Genomic DNA, 18,411 nt, shown 5'->3' with positions numbered 1-18,411 from the left:
TCACGCCGCTTCGGCGGCCTTGGCGTAGATGCTGTTGATCGGCCGCGCGAACACCCGGCGCACCATCGGCTCGAAAAAGTCGAGCGGCGCGCTGTCATAGGCCGGGTCGAACGCCGCCTGGTCGTATTTCGCGCAGAACTCCGCGCACGCCTCGAAATGCGGGTGCCCGCGGAAATTCTCGCGCACGTCGCGGTCCATCCCGAGATAGTGGAAGAAATAATAGCCCTGGAAGGCGCCGTGCTTGTCGGCGATCCAGTGCAGTTCCTCGCTGACGAACGGCCTGAGGATCGCCGCGGCGATCTCGGGATGGTTATAGCTCCCCAGCGTGTCGCCGATGTCGTGGAGCAGCGCCATCACCACATAATCCTCAGGCCTGCCGTCGCGGTGCGCGCGCGTCGCAGTCTGCAGCGAATGCTGGAGCCGGTCGATCGCGAACCCGCCGAAATCGCCGTCGAGCAGCTTGAGGTGCGTGAGGATCCGGTCCGGAAGCCCGCCGGCAAAGCCGCGAAACGCCCCGCCGATGATCGCCCAGTCCTCGGCCGTGCCCTCGGCCATCGCATGGAATTTCGCGCGTTCGCCGCCCTGGTCCATCCTCGCTCTCCATTTGCGCCGGTCTTGTGCCGGCCGCGCGAAGCTACGCCTCTTTGCCCCGTCCGGCGAGCGGTGTTAGAGGCAGGGCGTGGCGACCCTGGACCCTAGCTCCCCGTTCCTCGCGCGGCCGTTGAAGCAGCCTGCCGCGCTGTCGCGTCCGTTCTTCGAGGACAAGAACCGCGCCTTCTGGATGCTCCAGGCCGGCGGCTGGACCGGCTATCTGCTGCTGCGCACCGTCTCCTCGGTCTCGAACTCGCAGCCGATCGAAGGCGCGATCGCCGGCATCGTCGAGGCGATCATCGGCTATTGCCTCACGCTGCTGCTCTCGGCGCTCTACAGCACCTATCGCAAGCTCCCGCGCGTGCCCGGCATCCTGCTGACGCTGGCGACGCTCGGCCTCGCCACCGCCATCTATGCGGTGCTCGACGCGTTCATCTATTCCTTCGTCCGCATGCCCACCCCGGGCATCACGCTCACGCTGGTCACCGGCACGGTGTTCATCAACTTCACCGTGCTCGCCGGCTGGTCCGCGCTCTATTTCGCGATCAACTTCTATCTGATCGTCGAGCAGCAGATCGACCAGATGCAGACGCTCGAGATTCAGGCGAGCCAGGCCCAGCTGGCGATGCTGCGCTATCAGCTCAACCCGCATTTCCTGTTCAACACGCTGAACTCGATCTCGACGCTGGTGCTGCTCAAGCAGACCGAGCGGGCGAACATCATGCTGAGCCGCCTGTCGTCCTTCCTGCGCTACACTTTGGCCAACGAGCCCACTGCCCACGTCACGCTCCAGCAGGAGGCCGAGACGCTGAAGCTCTATCTCGAGATCGAGAAGATGCGCTTCGACGAGCGGCTGCGCACCCATTTCGAGATCGACGACCGCGTCGCCATGGCCCGGTTGCCGTCACTGCTGCTCCAGCCTTTGGTCGAAAATGCGATCAAATATGCCGTCACGCCGCAGGAAGAGGGCGCTGATATCACCGTCTCCGCTCGGCTCGCCGGAGAACGAGTGCAGATCGCCGTATCCGATACGGGTCCGGGATTGATCGAGGCCCGGCAGCGGCCGACCCTTTCAACTGGCGTGGGGCTCGCCAATATTAAGGAGCGGCTGGCCCAAGCATTCGGGCCTGATCATCGATTCGAGGCGCGTTCGGACCCAGGGAAGGGGTTCAGCGTTGAGATCGAGATACCGTTCCAGATCGAGGAACCGAACCGAGAGGCCGCATGACCATCCGCACCATCCTGGTAGACGACGAACCCCTGGCCATCCAGGGGCTCGAATTGAGGCTCCAGGAACATGACGACGTCGAGATCATCGACAAATGCGCGAACGGGCGCGAAGCGATCCGTTCGATCAAAACCCACAAACCAGACCTTGTTTTCCTCGATATCCAGATGCCCGGCTTCGACGGTTTCTCCGTCGTCCAGGGGCTGATGGAGATCGAGCCGCCGCTCTTCGTCTTCGTCACCGCCTATAGCGATCACGCCATTCGCGCCTTCGAAGCCCAGGCGATGGACTATCTCATGAAGCCGGTGGAGCCCTCGCGCCTCGCCGACACGATCGAGCGTGTCCGTCAGCGCCTGAGCGAGAAGCGCGGCGTCGAGGAGATCGAGAAGCTCAAGGAAGTGCTCGCCGAAGTGGCGCCCGACGCCGCCGACGAGATGGCCGCCGCCAGCGACGGCGAAGTCGCGTCCAACCGCTTCGAGAAGCTGATCAACATCAAGGACCGCGGCCAGATCTTCCGCGTCGATGTCGACACGATCGAGCGGATCGACGCCGCCGGCGATTACATGTGCATCTACACCGGCGACAACACGCTGATCCTTCGCGAGACGATGAAGGACCTCGAAAAGCGCCTCGACCCGCGCCGTTTCCAGCGCGTCCACCGTTCGACCATCGTCAATCTCGACCTGGTCAAGCAGGTCAAGCCGCACACCAATGGCGAATGTTTCCTCGTGCTCGATTCGGGCGCGCAGGTGAAGGTCAGCCGCAGCTACCGCGACGTGGTGGCGCGGTTCGTCCACTAAACCAAGGCAGGCACCTCTCCTCCCTCTCCCCTCCGGGGAGAGGGTCGGGGAGAGGGGGCGTGTGTCTTGAAACAGAGCGCCGGGACCAATCCATAGTCCTGCCCCTCTCCCCGACGGGGAGAGGGCTTTACGCCCCACTTCCGTAGACTCCCCGAGGCCTCGGCCCCGCCTCAGCTACTAGCCGGCCTCTATAATAAGGGGTGGACCACAGCCCCGCCCCTTCGCGTGCAGGACTGCCGCTTGCCCTTGTCTGGCAGGCGGGGCTGGTGCTCGCCCCCGGCCTGCTCCTCTTCGCCCCGCCGTCGCGCGGGACGATGCTGCTCGTGCCGCTGGTGCCGGCCAGTGCCGCGTCGGTCGAGAATGTCGGCCTCGGCGCCGGCGCCATTTTGGGCAGCCCCGGCCCGCTGCCCGCCTCGCGCTTCGTCGAAGGCGAGCGCACCCGCCTCCTCCCCGCCGCGCTCGCGCACGGCATGATCCTTGTCAGCATCGCGCCGCGCATCTGCGGCGAAGCCACGGAATCCCCGCAATGACCGAACTTTCCCTCGACGCGATGCGCCACGCCGGCATGAAGCTGCTCGCCGCGCTGATGGGCGTGATGGCGCTCGCCACCGTGGCCGGCACCTTCTTCACCGACGTGAATAACGAGGGCGTGGCGCTGTTCCTGGCGCTCGCCTTGCCCGCCTGGCCGGTCTGGCTCGCGTTGAACGGGCGCACCGACGCGCCCGCGCGCATGGCAGTGACGATGACGATGGTCGCCCAGCCCGCGGTGATGCTGTTCGTCTTCCAGGGCCAGCCCTGGCAGGTCGACCTTCACATGCTGTTCTTCGCCGCGCTCGCCACCACCGCGATGCTGTGCGACTGGCGCGCGCTCGTCGCCGGCGCCGGCGTGGTCGCGCTCCACCATCTCGGCCTCGGCATGCTCGTCCCCGACTGGGTGTTCCTCGGCGGCGGCGGCATCGGCCGCATCCTGCTCCACGCGGTGATCCTGATCGCCGAAACCGGCGCGCTCGTCTTCCTCGCCGCGCGCATGGCCGGGCTGATCGACGCGCTCAACGCCGGCGCCCGCCAGCGCGCCGAGATCGAGGCGCAGACCGCGGCCGAGCGCGCGCGCCACGAAGCCGAGCTCACCGCAACGCTGGAGACCGTCAGCGCCAGCCTCGCCGCCTTGGCCAAGGGCGACCTCAGCACCGGCCTCGCCGGCCGGCTCCCCGCCGCCTATGCCGCGCTCGAGGCCGATTTCACCCTCGCCATCGATAGTCTTTCCAAGCTGATCGGCTCGGTCGGCCAGGGTGCCGAGGCGATCCAGCTCGCCTCGACCGAGATCGCCGCCGCCTCCGAGGACCTCGCCCGCCGCACCGAAAGCGCCGCACACACACTCGAGCAGACCAGCGAGGCGATCGGCCTGATGGACCGCCGGCTCAAGGCGATCGCGCTCAGCGCCGACGGCGTCGTCGCGCGTGCCGACGAAGCGATCGTCACCGTGCGCGAAAGCCGCAGTGTCTCCGATGAAGTGGTAGTCGCGATGGGCCGCGTCTCCGACAGCGCGCGCGGCATCGACGATGTGATCGAGGGCCTCGACAAGATCGCCTTCCAGACCCGAGTCCTGGCGATGAATGCCGCGGTCGAGGCCGGCCGCGCCGGCGAGGCGGGCCGCGGCTTCGCGGTGGTCGCCGATCTCGTCTCCGCGCTCGCGATGCGCGCCGAGGAAGAAGCCAAGCGCGCCCGCGAGCAGCTCACCGTCACGCAGGGCGACATCCACAACGCCGTCGGCGCGGTCGAGAAGGTCGATGGCGCGCTCGGCAGCATTTCCGAGCATGTCGAGCAGGTCCACAAGCTGCTCGGCGCGATGGCCGAAGATAATCAGACCCAGGCCGATGCGATCGGCCGGATCAGCGCCGCGGTGAGCACGATGGAAGCCTCCACCACGCAGAACGCGGCGATGGTCGAGGAAACCTCCGCCACTGCGCGCAAGCTCAGCGACGAAGTGGAGTCGCTGGCGGACAGCGCCGCGCGCTTCCAGATCGCCGAGGCGGCCGCGGTGCCGGCACGTCGCGCACCTGCACGCGCCAGCCTGCACTGAAGGCCGCAAAGCGGCCGCAGCCATATTCCCTCGTCACCCCGGCCTTGTGCCGGGGTCCACCGAGAGGTGAGCTGAAGACAAGACCGGCTTGCGCAGTCCGCGCGGCACAGTGGCCCCCGGCACAAGGCCGGGGTGACTAAGAGGAGCAGCGATCCAACGCCGCCGAAATACCTCCGGCCCGGCCGACAATTTTGTGCGGTAGTCGGGTGCTACACCCCCTTGCCGTAGCGTCGTTACCCCTCTAGAACAATCCATGAACAAGAGGGGTTCTCCATGTCCAAGTATCAGAGCTTTGCCGCGCTTCACGTGCCCGGCGATCCGGTGATCCTGTTCAACGTGTGGGATGCGGGCAGCGCGCGCGTCGCCGAGCGGGCAGGCGCAAAGGCGATCGGCACCGGCAGCGCCTCGGTCTCCACCGCGCATGGCTATGACGATGCCGAAGCGCTGCCGCTCGATCTCGCGCTCGCCAATTCCCGGCGTACCGTGGCGGCGGTGGCGCTGCCGGTGAGCGTGGATTTCGAGGGCGGCTATGCCGTCGATCCGGACGCGGTCGCCGCCAATGTCGAGAAGCTCGTCGCCACCGGCGCGATCGGCTGCAATTTCGAAGACCAGATCGTCGCGACCAACGGCACCCCTGCGCGGACGATCCACAGCGTGACCGACCAGTCCGCGCGCATCGCCGCGATCCGCTGGACGGTCGGACCCGACTTCTTCCTCAATGCGCGCACCGACATCTTCCTGATCGCCAAGGGCGACACGCATGACGAAGCGATGGCCGACGAGGCGATCGCACGCGGCAAGGCCTATGCCGACGCCGGTGCCAGCGGCTTCTTCGTCCCCGGCCTCGCCGACCTCGCTTTGCTCGAGCGGGTGGCAAAGGCCGTGCCGCTGCCGGTCAACTTCATGGCCTTCCCCGGCGCACCGGACGCCAAGGCGGTGGCGGAAACCGGCGTGGCGCGGATCAGCCACGGCCCCTTCCCCCATATGGCCGCGCTCAAGGCCTTTGAGGACGCGGCACGGGCGGCGTTTGGGGGGTAACTAAAAGCCCCCTCCCTGAAAGGGAGGGGGTTGGGGGGTGGGTCGACGCCCGCTAAACCGCAGGAGGGGTATGCAGCGCACGCCGCCAGAACTCAGGTCCAACGCCAGAGCATTGCGCACCCACTCCACCGACGCCGAACGCGCGCTCTGGCAATATCTGCGCCGGCTCCGCCCGCGATTCACGCGCCAACTGGTGGTAAGCCACTACATCCTCGATTTCGCCTGTCGCACGCTGAAACTGGCAATTGAACTGGACGGCGGCCAGCACGCGTCGCGCGTCGAGGCGGATGTTGCACGCACCGCCTATCTGGAAGCGCAGGGCTGGACAGTCCTGCGTTTTTGGAATCACGACGTGCTCGGGAACATGGACGGCGTGGTCGAAACGATACTCGCCACCGTCTCGCGGGCGTCGACCCACCCCCAGCCCCTCCCTTTCAGGGAGGGGAGCAATAAACCGCTGGAAATGTAGGATTTTGCCTGTCACGCTCGACAGGCTCTTTCTCAGCGTCGAGACTAGGACCGCCGGTGCGGGCTCGAGTCAGCGAATCCGTGACTCACATGAAAGCGAGTCAACGAAATCAACGAATCGCTCAACCCATCGGTTGAAGATCAGCCCTCGGCGGGCTCTTCCGCAGCGCCTTCGGCGGGCCGCTCGAACCAGGCCTCGACCGGGCCGGACAGCTTGATGGTCAGCGGGTTGCCCTTGCGGTCGACCTTGTTGCCCAAAGCGGCGCGGATCCAGCCTTCGGAAATGCAATATTCCTCGACGTCGCGGCGCTCGACGCCCTTGAAGCGGATGCCGATGCCGCGCTCCAGCAGTTCACGCTGGAAATAGGGGCTGCTCTGGTTGACCGACAGACGGTCGGGGGGCGTGTCACTCATGGGCCAGCCCTTTGCCGCTATTGGCGCTGGCTTTCAAGATAGCGGTGAATCGAGGAGACGACGACCGATCCCTCGCCCACCCCAGATGCCACCCGCTTGACCGAGCCCGAGCGGACGTCGCCCACCGCGAAGATGCCGGGCTTGGACGAGCAGAAGAAGGTCTCGCCGCTGCCCGTCTTCACGAAGCCGGCGGGATCGAGCTCGAGGCAATCGTCGAGCCAGTCGGTCGAGGGCACTGCGCCGATCATGACGAACAGCGCGCCGATGTCGCGCTGCGTCTCGTCGCCGCTGTGGCGATGCGTCCAGCTGCAGGCGGTGAGATGGCGGTCGCCCTCCAGTGCGGTGACTTCGGTGAAGGGATGGAGCGTGATCCGCTCCGACGCCTCGATCCGCTCGATCAGATAGCGCGACATCGTCTCGGCCAGCCCCGGGCCCCGCACCAGGATGTGGACATGCCCGGCAGTGCGGGCGAGGAACATCGCCGCCTGCCCGGCGGAATTGCCGCCGCCGACCACCACCACTTCCTGGTTGGCGCAAAGCCCGGCTTCCATCGCGGTGGCGGCATAGTAGATCCCATTGCCTTCCAGCTCGGCATAACGCGGCAAATCGAGCTTGCGGTAGCGAGCTCCCGTGGCGACCACCACCGAGCGGGCCAGCACCTCGGTGTCGTCGTCGAGCTTGACCACAAAGGGCGCCCCCGAGCAGTCGAGCCCCGCGGCGCCGCGCGAGACGAGCAGCCGCGCCCCGAATTTCTGCGCCTGCACCTGCGCCCGGCCTGCGAGTGCCTGACCCGAGATACCGGTGGGAAAGCCGAGGTAATTCTCGATCTTCGAGCTGGTCCCCGCCTGCCCGCCGGGCGCGATCGACTCGATGACGATCGTGTCGAGCCCTTCCGAGGCGGCATAGACGGCGGAGGCCAGGCCAGCGGGCCCGGCACCGACCACAGCGACGTCATGGACATGGCTCTGGTCGAGATCGGTGGTGAGGCCCAGCGCATCCGCCACCTGCGCGTTACTCGGCCGCCGCAGCGCCTGGCCGCGGACCAGCACCACCGGCAGGTCCGCCGGCGTCAGGTGGAAACACTCCAGGAAGCCGCCGGCATCGACTTCGGTCTCGGTGTCGATCCGGCGGTGCGGCAAGCCGTTGCGGCGCAGGAACGTCTCGATCCGGGCGGTGTCGGCGGCATGGGCCGGGCCGATCAGCGCCACGCCGGCCTGGCCGTGCAGCATCATGCCCACCCGGCGGAGGATGAACGCGCGCATCACCACCTCGCCGATATCGGGCTCGGCGGCGATCAGCCGGCGGAACGCGGCGCGGCCGACGCGGACGACCGTGGTGCCCGGCCGGGCACGGGCGGTGACGAGGATCTTGCGGTCGTTGAACAGGTCGAGCTCGCCGGTGAACTGGCGCGGCCCGTGGAGGTGGACGAGGCATTCCTGCCCCTTGGCATCGGCGTCGAGCACTTCGACTGCGCCGTCGAGGATCAGGAAGAAATCGACGCTGCGGTCGCCATGCTGGAACAGCGTGCCGCCCTCGGGCAGCGCCTCGACCGTGCCGAAGCCGGCGATGCGCGCCGACATGTCGTCCGAGAGCTCGGGAAAGGTCTGGGCTTCCCGGCGATAGGGATCCGAAGGGTCGAACGGCTGGAGCGGCGAATCATGTCCCATGCCCGCAGCCTAGCGGGGGGCCAGCGCGAGGCTAGCCCCCCTTAAGGGTGTCAGCGGCAGTAACGCACTGCGACCGGGCGGCGATAATAGGGATCATAGACCCGGCGGGTCTCGCAGTAGCCGCGGTACGAGCGGTAGTGATTGCGGTAATAATAGCCGTCGGTCGGATAATAGCCGTGCTGACGGTAATAGCCGCGGTCATAATCGTAGCGGCGGTCATTGCCGGCGATCGCGGCGCCGATGGCGATGCCGGCGATGCCCGCGACGATCGCAGTGCCGGTGTTATCCCGGCCGCGATAATGGTCATAATGGCCGCGGTCATAGCCGCCGCGATAGCGCTGCGCCTCTGCAGCCGGCGCCGCAGCGGTGAGAACGGTGGCGCCCATCACGGCGCCAAGGGCTGCCTTCTTCACGAAATCAATCATCACTTTCCTCCTCACTTGCTGGCGTCGGCGGCCGTCGAGCGGGACGAGTCGCGGCGCTGAGGTTGGAGAGATAACGCGCGGCGGCTGAACTGGTTCGGAATCGGTTGTTAAGCAGCGGTTTAGGCGGTTAATGCGGGCGCATGCGATACTGGCTCCTCCGCTCCGAACCCGATGTCTATGGCTGGGACGACCTCATCAAGGAGGGCGCCACCGAGTGGAACGGCGTGCGCAACTACACGGCGCGCAATTTCCTCAAGGAAATGGAGCCGGGCGACCAGGCACTGTTCTACCATTCGAACACCGAAAAGGCCGCCGTGGGAATCATGGAGATCACCCGCGCCTGGCAGCCGGACGGTGATGACGGCAAATGGGCGAGCGTGGCGGTGAAGCCGGTGCGCAAGCTCGCCAAGCCGGTGACGCTCGAGACGCTCAAGACCGAACCGCGGCTCGCCAAGCTCGAAGTGCTCCGCCAATCGCGCCTCTCGGTCACGCCCGTCCGCGACGACGAATGGGCGGTGATCCTCGAGCTGGGCGCTTAAGCGGGATCCAACAGCGCGACACCGAACGACTCGCCAAAGTACAGGAAGTACGCACCAAGAGCGGGTTTCGTCCGCCCTGCGTTGACACAGTTCGGAGCAACGCGCTGCGTCTCGCAACATTCTTGCGCGGCGCCGATCCTATCGTTCCAACAGAGTCAAAGAGCGGCCGGACACAGGGCCCGACCGCACAAGCCAAGCAGGCAAAATCCTACATTGCAAGGCCCGGTCAGGGCACCAGCAGCGGGCGCATCTTCGGGACCGCGATAGCGAGCTCGTCGGCGACCATCTTCGAGAAGAAATCGGCGCCGACCGGGCCGAGATGCGTGTAGTCGAACGCCAGCTTGGCATCGCCCAGCGGTTCGACCGCGGCGTTATTCTGCACTGGAGCAGCGGTGGGAGTCGCGGCCGGGTTGGCGATCGTCGTGCCGGTGAGCGCTGCTGCCGAGACTTCGCGGGCCGGAGCGACCTGGGCGAAGCGGTTGGCCATCGACGGGCCCAGCGCCTCGACCGCATCGGCGCTGCGCTTGTTGAGGTCGACCAGCGGCACGTGCATCTCCGCCGCGACCTTGCGGATGGCGTCGCACCAGGGATCGAGATCACGGTCGAGCTTGCCCGCCTTGAACTGGCGGCGGGTGAGCGGAGTCAGCAGGATCGGCTCGGCACCAGCGGCGCGGGCTTCCTTCACATAGAGGCGCAGATTGGCCGGGAATTCGGTGGCGAGGTCGGTCGAGCGGCCCGGCTTGCCCGGCTGGTCGTTATGGCCGAACTGGATGAGGACCCAGGTCTTCACGAAGCCCGGCGTCTTCATCTCGGCGAGCGCCAGATCCCAGCTGCCCTCGGCGCGGTAGCTATAGGTGCTGCGCCCGCCGCGGGCGAGATTCACGCAGGCGGCGAAGCTGGTGACGTGGGTGGCGCAGAAGCTGCCGCCCCAGCCCGACAGCACCTGGGTGGTCGAATCGCCGACGAGGATGATCTTCGAGGCCTTGATCGGCACCGCCGGCGGCCGATCCTGGGCTTGCGCCGCCCCGAGCGAAAGCACCAGGGCGACCCCGGCGAGCAGCAGTTTCCGCATCCAATCTCTCCCGACTCTGTTTGCGCCGATGCTAGATGACACCGGTGCCAGTGACAATCAGGGCAGCGGGACCCAGACTTCGAGATCGCGCAGAACGCGCGGCTCCGGCGGGGGCAGATCGTCGAGCGCTATGGCGACGCGATTGGACTTGTCGGGCTTCTTCCTGAAGCTGCGCCCGATCCCGCCAACGGTGTCGGTCACCAGCTTGACCGGATTGGTCGCCTCACCCGGCTCCTCGCAGCAGCTGTCCGGGTTGAGCAGCTTGCCGATGCCGCGGATCAGGAAGGTGCCGCCGCCCAGGATGTTGATGCCCGTCGTGCAGCCTTCCGAACGCGTCGCGCAGGGCGCGACCGTGGCGTTGAGCGCGCCGATGCCGGTGACGTCCGGATTGCTCGGCATCGGCCGGTCGGGCGGGCCGCGCTCATCAGGCAAAGGCAGACGCGGATCGGGCTGCGCACCCTTGGCGCAGACCAGGATCTCCTCCGGCTTGCGCCCCAGCGGCGAGGGACAGGGATCGTTGAGGATCGACCAGCTCTGCTTGCCGTCCGCATCCTGCTTCGGCTGCGTCACCGTGCCGGGCACGTCCTGTACGGCAATGAGCAACGCGATCAGCAGCATGAAAAACTCCGCCTAGTCCACCGGGGACTAGACGGAGCTAAACATGGATAACCGCCTGTAGGAAAGCCCTTAAGCGGCCTGCTTGGCCCGCGACGCCTTCTTGCGCTCATGCGGATCGAGGTGGCGCTTGCGCAGGCGGATCTTCGACGGCGTGACTTCGACCATCTCGTCGTCGTCGATATACGCAATCGCCTGCTCGAGCGTCATCTTCTTCGGCGGGGTGAGGCGGACGGCGTCGTCCTTGCCACCCGAGGCGCGGAAGTTGGTGAGCTGCTTGGCCTTCATCGGATTGACCTCGAGGTCATCCGTCTTGGCGTTCTCGCCGACGATCATGCCCTCGTAGAGCGCCTCGCCGTGGCCGACGAACAGGATGCCGCGCTCTTCGAGCGGGCCAAGCGCATAGGACTGCGCCTCGCCATTGCCGTTCGAGATCAGCACGCCGTTCTTGCGGCCTTCGATATTGCCCTTGTGGGGGCCGTACTTCTCGAACAGCCGGTTCATGATGCCGGTGCCGCGGGTGTCCGACAGGAACTCGCCATGATAGCCGATCAGGCCGCGCGACGGGGCCGAGAAGGTGATGCGGGTCTTGCCACCACCCGACGGACGCATGTCCGTCATCTCGCCCTTGCGCTGGTTCATCTTGTCGACGACCGTGCCCGAGAATTCCTCGTCCACATCGATCACGACAGTCTCGTACGGCTCGGTCTTCTTGCCGTCCTCGTCCTCACGGAACAGCACGCGCGGACGGCTGATGCCGAGCTCGAAGCCCTCGCGGCGCATCGTCTCGATCAGCACGCCGAGCTGGAGCTCGCCGCGCCCGGCGACTTCGAAGCTGTCGCGGTCGTCGCTCTCGGTGACCTTGATCGCCACGTTCGACTCGGCTTCGCGCTCGAGACGGTCGCGGATCATGCGGCTGGTGACCTTCGAGCCCTCACGGCCCGCCATCGGCGAATCGTTGACGGCGAAGCGCATCGACAGCGTCGGCGGATCGATTTTCTGGGCGTGAATGGCCTGAGTGACGCTCGGATCGGCGATCGTGTCGGCCACGGTTGCCACCGCCAGGCCGGCAAGGCTGATGATGTCGCCTGCCCGTGCTTCCTCGACCGGAACGCGCTCGAGACCACGGAACGACATGAGCTTGGACGCACGGCCCGTCTCGATGATCTTGCCATCGTCGTTCAGCGCGTGGATCGGCTGGTTGACCTTGACCACGCCCGACTGGACGCGGCCGGTGAGCACGCGGCCGAGGAAGTTATCGCGGTCGAGCAGCGTCACGAGGAAGCTGAACGGCGCATCCTGATCGAGCGAGGGCGGCGGCACATGATCGACGATCTTCTCGAACAAGGGCTTCAGCGTGCCCTCGCGGCGCGTGGGATCGTCGCTGGCATAGCCGTTGCGGCCCGAAGCGTAGAGCACCGGGAAATCGAGCTGCTCGTCGGTGGCGTCGAGCGTCACGAACAGATCGAACACTTCGTCGAGCACTTCCTGGATGCGCTCGTCCGGACGGTCGACCTTGTTGACCACGACGATCGGACGCAGGCCCAGCGCCAGCGCCTTGCCGGTGACGAACTTGGTCTGCGGCATCGCGCCTTCCGACGAATCGACCAGCAGGACGACGCCGTCGACCATCGACAGGATGCGCTCGACTTCGCCGCCGAAATCGGCGTGGCCGGGCGTGTCGACGATGTTGATGCGCGTGCCTTCCCACTCGATCGAGGTCGGCTTCGCCAGGATGGTGATGCCGCGCTCCTTTTCGAGGTCGTTCGAATCCATCGCGCGCTCTTCGACGCGCTGGTTGTCGCGGAAGGTGCCGGACTGACGGAAGAGCTGGTCGACGAGCGTGGTCTTGCCGTGGTCGACGTGTGCGATGATCGCCACGTTGCGAAGGTTCATGATGCTATCCTGGAAGTAAGTTGGCGCGCCCGTACAGCAATTTGTGCGATGCGGGAAGCCCGGTGTTCACGGAGGCCCGGCGGCGAAAATGTTGATTCCGTTGACTCGCCCCGTGCGTGGGTTCGGCGCGGAAAGTCACGAAAGTCACGACACTCACGCGCGCGACGCTCTCGACCCGGGAGATGGGCGTGCGGAGCGCTGCCGGCAAGAGCCCCCAAAAGGGCGATTGGAGCAATATGCGTCATCGGCCATTCTGAACCACAAATCGGCGCTGTAGGACAGCGCTTCGTCACATGAAGGGAAGAACATGGCCGAGCCGCTGAAGATCCTCGTCATCCTGGGTTCGGTCCGCGAGGGGCGGATGGCCGAGCCGGTGGGCAATTGGGTGATCAAGGGCGCTGAGGGCCGCGACGCGCTGGACTGCGAGCTGATCGACCTGAAGGACTGGGACCTGCCCTTCTACCCCTATGCCAAGCCGCCGGCGGCCGGCGGCTATAGCGATCCGAAGCAGATCGCCTGGGGCGAGAAAGTGGCCGGCGCCGACGGCTTCATCCTGATCGCGCCCGAGTATAATCACGGCATCCCGGCGGTGCTCAAGAACGCGCTCGACACCGTCTATGCCGAGTGGAACCGCAAGCCGGTGGCCTTTGTCGCCTATGGCGGCATGGGCGGCGCGCGATCGGTGGAGCAGCTGACCATGGTCTCGCGCGAGCTGCAGATGGCGCCGCTGGAAGGCGCGCTGCATCTCCAGGGCATCTGGGCACGGCGCGAAGGCCACCGCTTCAACGCCGACGAGCGCGAGGAAAGCCGGCTCGGGCATTTGTTCGAGGAACTGCGGTGGTGGGGGAATGCGCTGAAGGCGGCGCGCGACGCAGGCTAGTGTATTATATGACTACATCGCAGCCCAAACCGCGCTAAGATGCGTCGCGAAGGAGTATCCGCATGAACAAGATGATGCTGGTGCCGCTGGCGCTGCTCGCCGGCTGCTCGGCCGCCAAGACCGAGAAGCAGAATGTCAGCCTGGTGCTCGAGGCCGATTTCGCCAGCGGCAAGCTGATGCTCACCTGCCGCGAATCGAGCAGCGGCAGCTGCCATGTGCTGGTGGCGGGAGCGAACGGCAGCCCGCCGGTGCGACTTTCCGCCGCCAAGGGCGCCATGGCCGAGAGCGCGAACGGCGCGGGCGAAGGTGCGCGCTTCTGCGCGGGCGCGAGCGAGCCGGAGAATGGCTGCCGCCTCACCGTGCTGCGCGACGGCGAGCAGATCTACCGGGCGAGCGAAGTGAAGAGCGAAAGCCACTGAGGCCCTGGCCCTTGGCGGGGCGGACGTGGTGTATTACATAAACGACACAGTTGGACTGCCGCCCGGATGACCCTATGCTGGGGCCGAACGGTTTTGGAGACGTGAGAATGGCGAGCGAACCTTTGGTGGCCGAACAGGATCTGGTGCTGACTCCGCCCGAGCCGGTGAAGGTCGTCGCGCCCGAAAAGGCAGCGGGGCTGGTGCCTGTCGAGGACACCAAGAAGACCGAGCTGGAAGCACGCGTCGACAGCTTCATCGACGATCTCGTCGCGCAGGACGTCAACTCGCCCGAGTTCGGCAAGCGCGTCGATGCGATCGCGGCGATGGGGCAGAAGGAAATCCGCGACGCGGCGGGCCAGTCGAACCGGTTCCTCGACCGGCCGGTCAAGGCGATGGGCAATGACGGCGTCGGCGCCGACCTGCTCGCGCTGCGCAAGAAAGTGGAAGAGCTCGACCCCAGCCAGAACGGCAAGCTGATCGGCGGGAGCCAGGGCTTCCTCTCCAAGCTGTTCGGCGGCGGGATGCAGCAATATTTCCGCAAATATCAAAGCTCGCAGACGCACATCAACGGCATCCTCAAGAGCCTGTCCAACGGCAAGGACGAGCTGCTGATGGACAATGCCGCGATCGATACCGAGCGGACGAACCTGTGGTCGGCGATGGGGCGGCTCGAGCAGATGATCTATCTGTCCAAGGCGATGGACGCGAAGATCGAGGACAAGGCGAACGAGCTGGATCACAGCGATCCGGCCAAGGCCAAGGCACTGCGCGAGACCGCGCTCTTCTATGTCCGCCAGCGCACTCAGGACCTGCTCACGCAGATGGCAGTGACGGTGCAGGGCTATCTGGCGCTCGACCTGGTCAAGAAGAACAATGTCGAGCTGGTGAAGGGCGTCGACCGCGCCTCGACCACCACGGTCTCGGCGCTGCGCACCGCAGTGACGGTGGCGCAGGCGCTGACCAACCAGAAGCTGGTGCTCGACCAGATCACCGCTTTGAATTCGACCACGGCGGGGCTGATCGATTCGACCGGTGCGCTCTTAAAGAGCCAGTCGGCGGCGATCCACGAGCAGGCGGCGAACTCGACGATCCCCGTCGAGACGCTCCAGCGCGCGTTCCAGAACATCTATGACACGATGGATGCGATCGACACGTTCAAGCTGAAGGCGCTCGACAGCATGAAGACCACGGTCAACACGCTGTCGAACGAAGTCGAGAAGTCGAAAGGCTATATCGCGCGGGCCGAGGGTGCCGCGCAGAACCAGGTCTCGGGCGGGGCGGAGACGTTCAAGCTGGAGGCGATGTAAACCGTGCCCACCGATGTCGATCGTGAGCTGAACCGGATCGGGGACACGCTCAATCGGGTGCGCAGCCGCACCGATGTCGCGGTCTCCGGCCGCAACCGCCAGCACCGCGAGGCCGAAGTGGTCCGCCGGATCGGGCGGATCGCGGCGGCGGACGGCGTGATCATCGTCGGCGCGATCGTCTTCGCGCTGGCGGTGGCGCCGCTGGGCATGATGGGCGCGCTGCTCGTCGCGGTGCTGCTGATCGCTGCCACGATGCTCTTCGCGGTGATGCCGGCGAGCGCGCCGGTAAGTGTCGAGAAGCTGGCCGAGATCCCGCTCAAGGCGCTGCCGCGCTCGACCGAGCGCTGGCTCGAGACGCAGCGCCCTGCCTTGCCCTCGCCGGTGCGCGGGCTGGTCGATTCGATCGGCGTGAAGCTCGAGACGATGGCGCCGCAGCTTGCGACGCTCGACGAGAACAGCCCGGCGGCAGTGGAAGTGCGCAAGCTGATCGGCGAGCAGCTGCCCGAACTGGTCAAGGGCTATGGCCGCGTCCCCGAGCCGCTGCGCCGGGTGGAGCGCAACGGGCTGACGCCGGACCAGCAGCTGGCGCAGGGCCTGCAGCTGATCGACGACGAGATCGCCGAGATGACCGCGCAGCTGGCGCAGGGCGACCTCGACAATCTGGCGACGCGCGGGCGCTATCTGCAGATCAAGTACCAGGGCGACGAGGGATGACCGCACACGCGGCAGGCACCCACGCGCATGACTGAATGGCTGATCGCCTCGCTGCTGCTGCTGGCTGTCAGCGCCGTCTATTGCGCCCGGAACATGGTCGCTGATTTCAGGGCCGCGAATATATCCGCCGGGATATGGGGTGCAGTGTCGCTCGCCGGGCCGCTGTCGTGCCTGGCCCTGGCGCTCACAGCGGTCTTGCTGTCGCTATATTATCATTAATCCGGCGGCGCCGAGCAGCGCGCATCGAAGCTGCGGGCGAGCTGGGCCAGGCTGACCGCGCCGAGCCGGGCCACCAATAAAGCCTCGGCTTCGCGCATCGCTTCGTCGAGCGCTTCGTTGACCGCCGCTTCGACCGCGCAGGCCGGGTTGTCCTGCTCGCTGCCGATCGCGAATAGCGTCGGGCCGCCGACGGCGCGGTGGATGTCGAGCAGCGAGACCTTTTCCAGATCGGCGGCGATCACCCAGCCGCCGCCATGGCCTTTCTCCGAGCGGACGTAACCGGCGTCGCGCAGCCCGGCCATCGTGCGGCGGACGACCACCGGGTTGGTCTGCAGCATCCTGGCGATGTGCTCCGAGGTCATCGGCCCGTCGTGCCGCGCCATGTGGAGCAGCACATGGAGCATCCGGGATAGGCGGCTGTCCTTTCGCATCGGTCTTTCCTCAGCGGCGCGACGGCAATTGGCAAGCGCAGGATTTCATGGCACTTATGATGTTACATGATTCGCAAGGGCACGCCAATGACCGACAAGAAGCACGAGAATGCCGCGCATTGGGATGATGCGGCGGCCAATTACGAGCGCACCGCCCACCCGTTCACTGCGCAGTTCGCCGAAGAGGCGCTGGCGCGGGTGACGCTGACGCCGGAGATGCGCGTGCTCGACGTGGCGGCGGGCACCGGCGCGCTGGCGCTGGCGGCGGCACGGAGCGGCGCGCAGATCGTGGCGACCGACTTCTCGTCCGGCATGGTCGCGCGGATCGCGGCGGCGGGGCTGGCCAATGTCGAGGCGAAGGTGATGGACGGGCAGGCGCTAGATTTGCCCGATGCCAGCTTCGACGCGGTATTCTCGGTATTCGGCGTCATCATGTTCCCCGACTGGCGCAAGGGGCTGGCCGAGATGGCGCGGGTCACGCGGCCCGGCGGACCGGGCGTACTCGCCACCTGGCAGAGCGAAGGCGCCGCGACCTTCCTGCTGCTCTCGCAGATCCGCCGGCGGCTGTTCCCGAAGCTCGATGGCAAGACGAGGCTGCCCGAGGGCGCGGTCGCGCTCGGCGATCCCGAATGGCTGTCGGCGGCGATGGTCGATGCCGGGTTCGCGGCGCCGCGGATCGACCGGGTGACGCACGACTTCGCGCTGGACATGCGCCAGCTCGACACGCCGGACGAACTGTTCGGGATGAGCCCGGACTGGCTGGCGCTCGACGCGGGCCAGCAGGCGGCGGTGGTCGCCGAGGTGCGGCGGATGGCGGGGGATCGCGCGGTGCTGCCGATCGCATCGACCGCGCTGATCGCGGTCGCGCGGCGCTAGCCTATCGCCCCTCGGAGCGCTGAAAGGTCTGGAGCATCGCCGTCACCGTCGCGCGGCCCTGCCCGGTCAGCTCGACCACGGTGCGCCGCCGGTCGAAGGGATCGGGAACGCGGGCGATCAGCCCCTTTTCCTCGAGCAGCGAGAGATGGCGCAGCGCGGTGGTGGGCGGCACGTGGCTGGCAAGGCATGCGCTCGACACGCAGACTTCGCGGCCCTTCTGCTCGCTGACGAACAGGTCGACGAGCATGTCCGACGCGGGCTCGCTGAATATTTCGGCGCCGAACCTGCCGCAGCGCACGTCGCGCCACTTCAGCACGCGTGTGGCGAGGTCGAGCAGCGCGCGGTCGCCGTCAAGCGGGGCATCTACTGCCTCGACCGTGGCAAGATACACCATGCCGCCGACGCCGTTCGAGATGCGCGACACATGATTGCGCACCCAACAGATCGAATCATCCGCGCGGACATAGCGTTTGACGATGACGAAGGGCTCGCCATGGTCGCGCAGATTATTGATGTGCGCGGTGTTCGGCGCGAGGTCTTCTTTGTGCGTCAGCTCGAGAATACCGAATTTTCGCAGGTCCAAGATATCGCGCTGAACAAGCTCGGAGAAACGTGAATCGGCTTCCAATATCCCGAGTCCGAGACTGGTGATGCATTGCGCAACGATAGAACCTTCACCGCTTCGCAACTATCCCGCCCCCTTAGCCACTTCTTGTGAAGCATGCTCTTCTT

22 protein-coding genes are annotated in these 18,411 nt (G+C 66.4%); 13 read left to right on the top strand and 9 right to left on the bottom strand.

Annotated features, from left to right (window positions below; all coding sequences use genetic code 11):
- A complete protein-coding gene (locus HZY97_RS18055; RefSeq protein ID WP_180147111.1) occupies positions 1 to 591 on the bottom strand; it encodes an HD domain-containing protein in 591 nt (196 codons plus the stop codon).
- Positions 592 to 781: 190 nt separating this feature from the next.
- On the opposite strand from HZY97_RS18055, the gene HZY97_RS18050 reads away from it, so the two are divergent.
- The 6 genes from HZY97_RS18050 (at position 782) to HZY97_RS18025 (ending at position 6,206) form a co-directional block, all read left to right on the top strand.
- Positions 782 to 1,819 carry a sensor histidine kinase gene (locus HZY97_RS18050; RefSeq protein WP_180147529.1) on the top strand — a complete coding sequence of 346 codons (1,038 nt, stop codon included), beginning with the start codon at positions 782 to 784 and terminating at the stop codon, positions 1,817 to 1,819.
- Positions 1,816 to 2,619, top strand: a complete 804-nt coding sequence (locus HZY97_RS18045; protein ID WP_180147108.1) for a LytTR family DNA-binding domain-containing protein — start codon at positions 1,816 to 1,818, stop codon at positions 2,617 to 2,619. The genes HZY97_RS18050 and HZY97_RS18045 overlap by 4 nt, the downstream gene beginning before the upstream one ends.
- A 200-nt stretch (positions 2,620 to 2,819) precedes the next feature.
- Positions 2,820 to 3,149, top strand: a complete 330-nt coding sequence (locus tag HZY97_RS18040) for a hypothetical protein (RefSeq protein WP_180147105.1) — start codon at positions 2,820 to 2,822, stop codon at positions 3,147 to 3,149.
- Positions 3,146 to 4,699, top strand: coding sequence for a methyl-accepting chemotaxis protein (locus tag HZY97_RS18035; protein ID WP_180147102.1), 1,554 nt, complete (start codon positions 3,146 to 3,148; stop codon positions 4,697 to 4,699). The genes HZY97_RS18040 and HZY97_RS18035 overlap by 4 nt, the downstream gene beginning before the upstream one ends.
- Positions 4,700 to 4,972: 273 nt before the next feature.
- Positions 4,973 to 5,737: an isocitrate lyase/phosphoenolpyruvate mutase family protein gene (locus tag HZY97_RS18030; RefSeq protein ID WP_180147100.1), complete on the top strand. Its 765-nt coding sequence runs from the start codon at positions 4,973 to 4,975 to the stop codon at positions 5,735 to 5,737.
- A gap of 70 nt (positions 5,738 to 5,807) precedes the next feature.
- Positions 5,808 to 6,206: an endonuclease domain-containing protein gene (locus HZY97_RS18025; protein WP_180147097.1), complete on the top strand. Its 399-nt coding sequence runs from the start codon at positions 5,808 to 5,810 to the stop codon at positions 6,204 to 6,206.
- A gap of 140 nt (positions 6,207 to 6,346) precedes the next feature.
- Here HZY97_RS18025 and HZY97_RS18020 read toward each other — a convergent pair whose 3' ends face one another.
- The 3 genes from HZY97_RS18020 to HZY97_RS18010 are packed head-to-tail and all read right to left on the bottom strand — an operon-like array spanning position 6,347 to position 8,711.
- Positions 6,347 to 6,619 carry a DUF3297 family protein gene (locus HZY97_RS18020; protein ID WP_180147094.1) on the bottom strand — a complete coding sequence of 91 codons (273 nt, stop codon included), beginning with the start codon at positions 6,617 to 6,619 and terminating at the stop codon, positions 6,347 to 6,349.
- 17 nt (positions 6,620 to 6,636) lie between these two features.
- Complete coding sequence (locus HZY97_RS18015; protein WP_180147091.1) at positions 6,637 to 8,286, bottom strand: FAD-dependent oxidoreductase; 1,650 nt, start codon at positions 8,284 to 8,286, stop codon at positions 6,637 to 6,639.
- Positions 8,287 to 8,336: 50 nt separating this feature from the next.
- On the bottom strand, positions 8,337 to 8,711 hold the full coding sequence (locus HZY97_RS18010) for a hypothetical protein (protein ID WP_180147088.1): 375 nt from the start codon (positions 8,709 to 8,711) through the stop codon (positions 8,337 to 8,339).
- 140 nt (positions 8,712 to 8,851) lie between these two features.
- Between HZY97_RS18010 and HZY97_RS18005 the strand changes: the two genes are divergently transcribed.
- On the top strand, positions 8,852 to 9,250 hold the full coding sequence (locus tag HZY97_RS18005; RefSeq protein ID WP_180147085.1) for an EVE domain-containing protein: 399 nt from the start codon (positions 8,852 to 8,854) through the stop codon (positions 9,248 to 9,250).
- A gap of 226 nt (positions 9,251 to 9,476) precedes the next feature.
- Here the strand turns inward: HZY97_RS18005 and HZY97_RS18000 are convergent, their stop codons facing one another.
- The 3 genes from HZY97_RS18000 to typA form a co-directional block, all read right to left on the bottom strand.
- A complete protein-coding gene (locus HZY97_RS18000) occupies positions 9,477 to 10,322 on the bottom strand; it encodes a rhamnogalacturonan acetylesterase (protein ID WP_180147082.1) in 846 nt (281 codons plus the stop codon).
- A 57-nt stretch (positions 10,323 to 10,379) separates the two neighbouring features.
- Positions 10,380 to 10,940 (bottom strand): hypothetical protein, encoded by a 561-nt coding sequence (locus HZY97_RS17995; protein WP_180147079.1) that lies wholly within the window; start codon positions 10,938 to 10,940, stop codon positions 10,380 to 10,382.
- Between the two features lie 69 nt (positions 10,941 to 11,009).
- Positions 11,010 to 12,833 (bottom strand): translational GTPase TypA, encoded by a 1,824-nt coding sequence (gene typA, locus HZY97_RS17990; RefSeq protein ID WP_180147075.1) that lies wholly within the window; start codon positions 12,831 to 12,833, stop codon positions 11,010 to 11,012.
- A gap of 307 nt (positions 12,834 to 13,140) precedes the next feature.
- On the opposite strand from typA, the gene HZY97_RS17985 reads away from it, so the two are divergent.
- From HZY97_RS17985 to HZY97_RS17965, 5 genes are all read left to right on the top strand, one after another.
- Positions 13,141 to 13,713, top strand: coding sequence for an NADPH-dependent FMN reductase (locus HZY97_RS17985; RefSeq protein WP_180147072.1), 573 nt, complete (start codon positions 13,141 to 13,143; stop codon positions 13,711 to 13,713).
- Positions 13,714 to 13,775: 62 nt separating this feature from the next.
- Positions 13,776 to 14,132, top strand: a complete 357-nt coding sequence (locus tag HZY97_RS17980; protein ID WP_180147070.1) for a hypothetical protein — start codon at positions 13,776 to 13,778, stop codon at positions 14,130 to 14,132.
- A gap of 107 nt (positions 14,133 to 14,239) precedes the next feature.
- A complete protein-coding gene (locus HZY97_RS17975) occupies positions 14,240 to 15,439 on the top strand; it encodes a toxic anion resistance protein (protein WP_180147067.1) in 1,200 nt (399 codons plus the stop codon).
- Positions 15,440 to 15,442: 3 nt separating this feature from the next.
- Positions 15,443 to 16,153, top strand: coding sequence for a hypothetical protein (locus tag HZY97_RS17970; RefSeq protein WP_180147064.1), 711 nt, complete (start codon positions 15,443 to 15,445; stop codon positions 16,151 to 16,153).
- Between the two features lie 27 nt (positions 16,154 to 16,180).
- Positions 16,181 to 16,372: a hypothetical protein gene (locus HZY97_RS17965; protein ID WP_180147062.1), complete on the top strand. Its 192-nt coding sequence runs from the start codon at positions 16,181 to 16,183 to the stop codon at positions 16,370 to 16,372.
- On the opposite strand, the gene HZY97_RS17960 is transcribed toward HZY97_RS17965, so the two are convergent.
- Positions 16,369 to 16,803 carry an Rrf2 family transcriptional regulator gene (locus HZY97_RS17960; protein WP_180147058.1) on the bottom strand — a complete coding sequence of 145 codons (435 nt, stop codon included), beginning with the start codon at positions 16,801 to 16,803 and terminating at the stop codon, positions 16,369 to 16,371. The two genes, HZY97_RS17965 and HZY97_RS17960, sit on opposite strands and share 4 nt — an antisense overlap.
- Positions 16,804 to 16,890: 87 nt before the next feature.
- On the opposite strand from HZY97_RS17960, the gene HZY97_RS17955 reads away from it, so the two are divergent.
- Positions 16,891 to 17,679, top strand: a complete 789-nt coding sequence (locus HZY97_RS17955; protein ID WP_218943133.1) for a class I SAM-dependent methyltransferase — start codon at positions 16,891 to 16,893, stop codon at positions 17,677 to 17,679.
- Position 17,680: 1 nt separating this feature from the next.
- Here HZY97_RS17955 and HZY97_RS17950 read toward each other — a convergent pair whose 3' ends face one another.
- Positions 17,681 to 18,262 (bottom strand): hypothetical protein, encoded by a 582-nt coding sequence (locus HZY97_RS17950; RefSeq protein ID WP_180147052.1) that lies wholly within the window; start codon positions 18,260 to 18,262, stop codon positions 17,681 to 17,683.
- Between the last annotated feature and the right edge of the window lie 149 nt (positions 18,263 to 18,411).

This window comes from Sphingomonas sp. R-74633, from assembly GCF_013416555.1.
Taxonomy (GTDB): Bacteria; Pseudomonadota; Alphaproteobacteria; order Sphingomonadales; family Sphingomonadaceae; genus Sphingomonas.
This window is presented reverse-complemented; position numbering and strand designations above follow the sequence as displayed.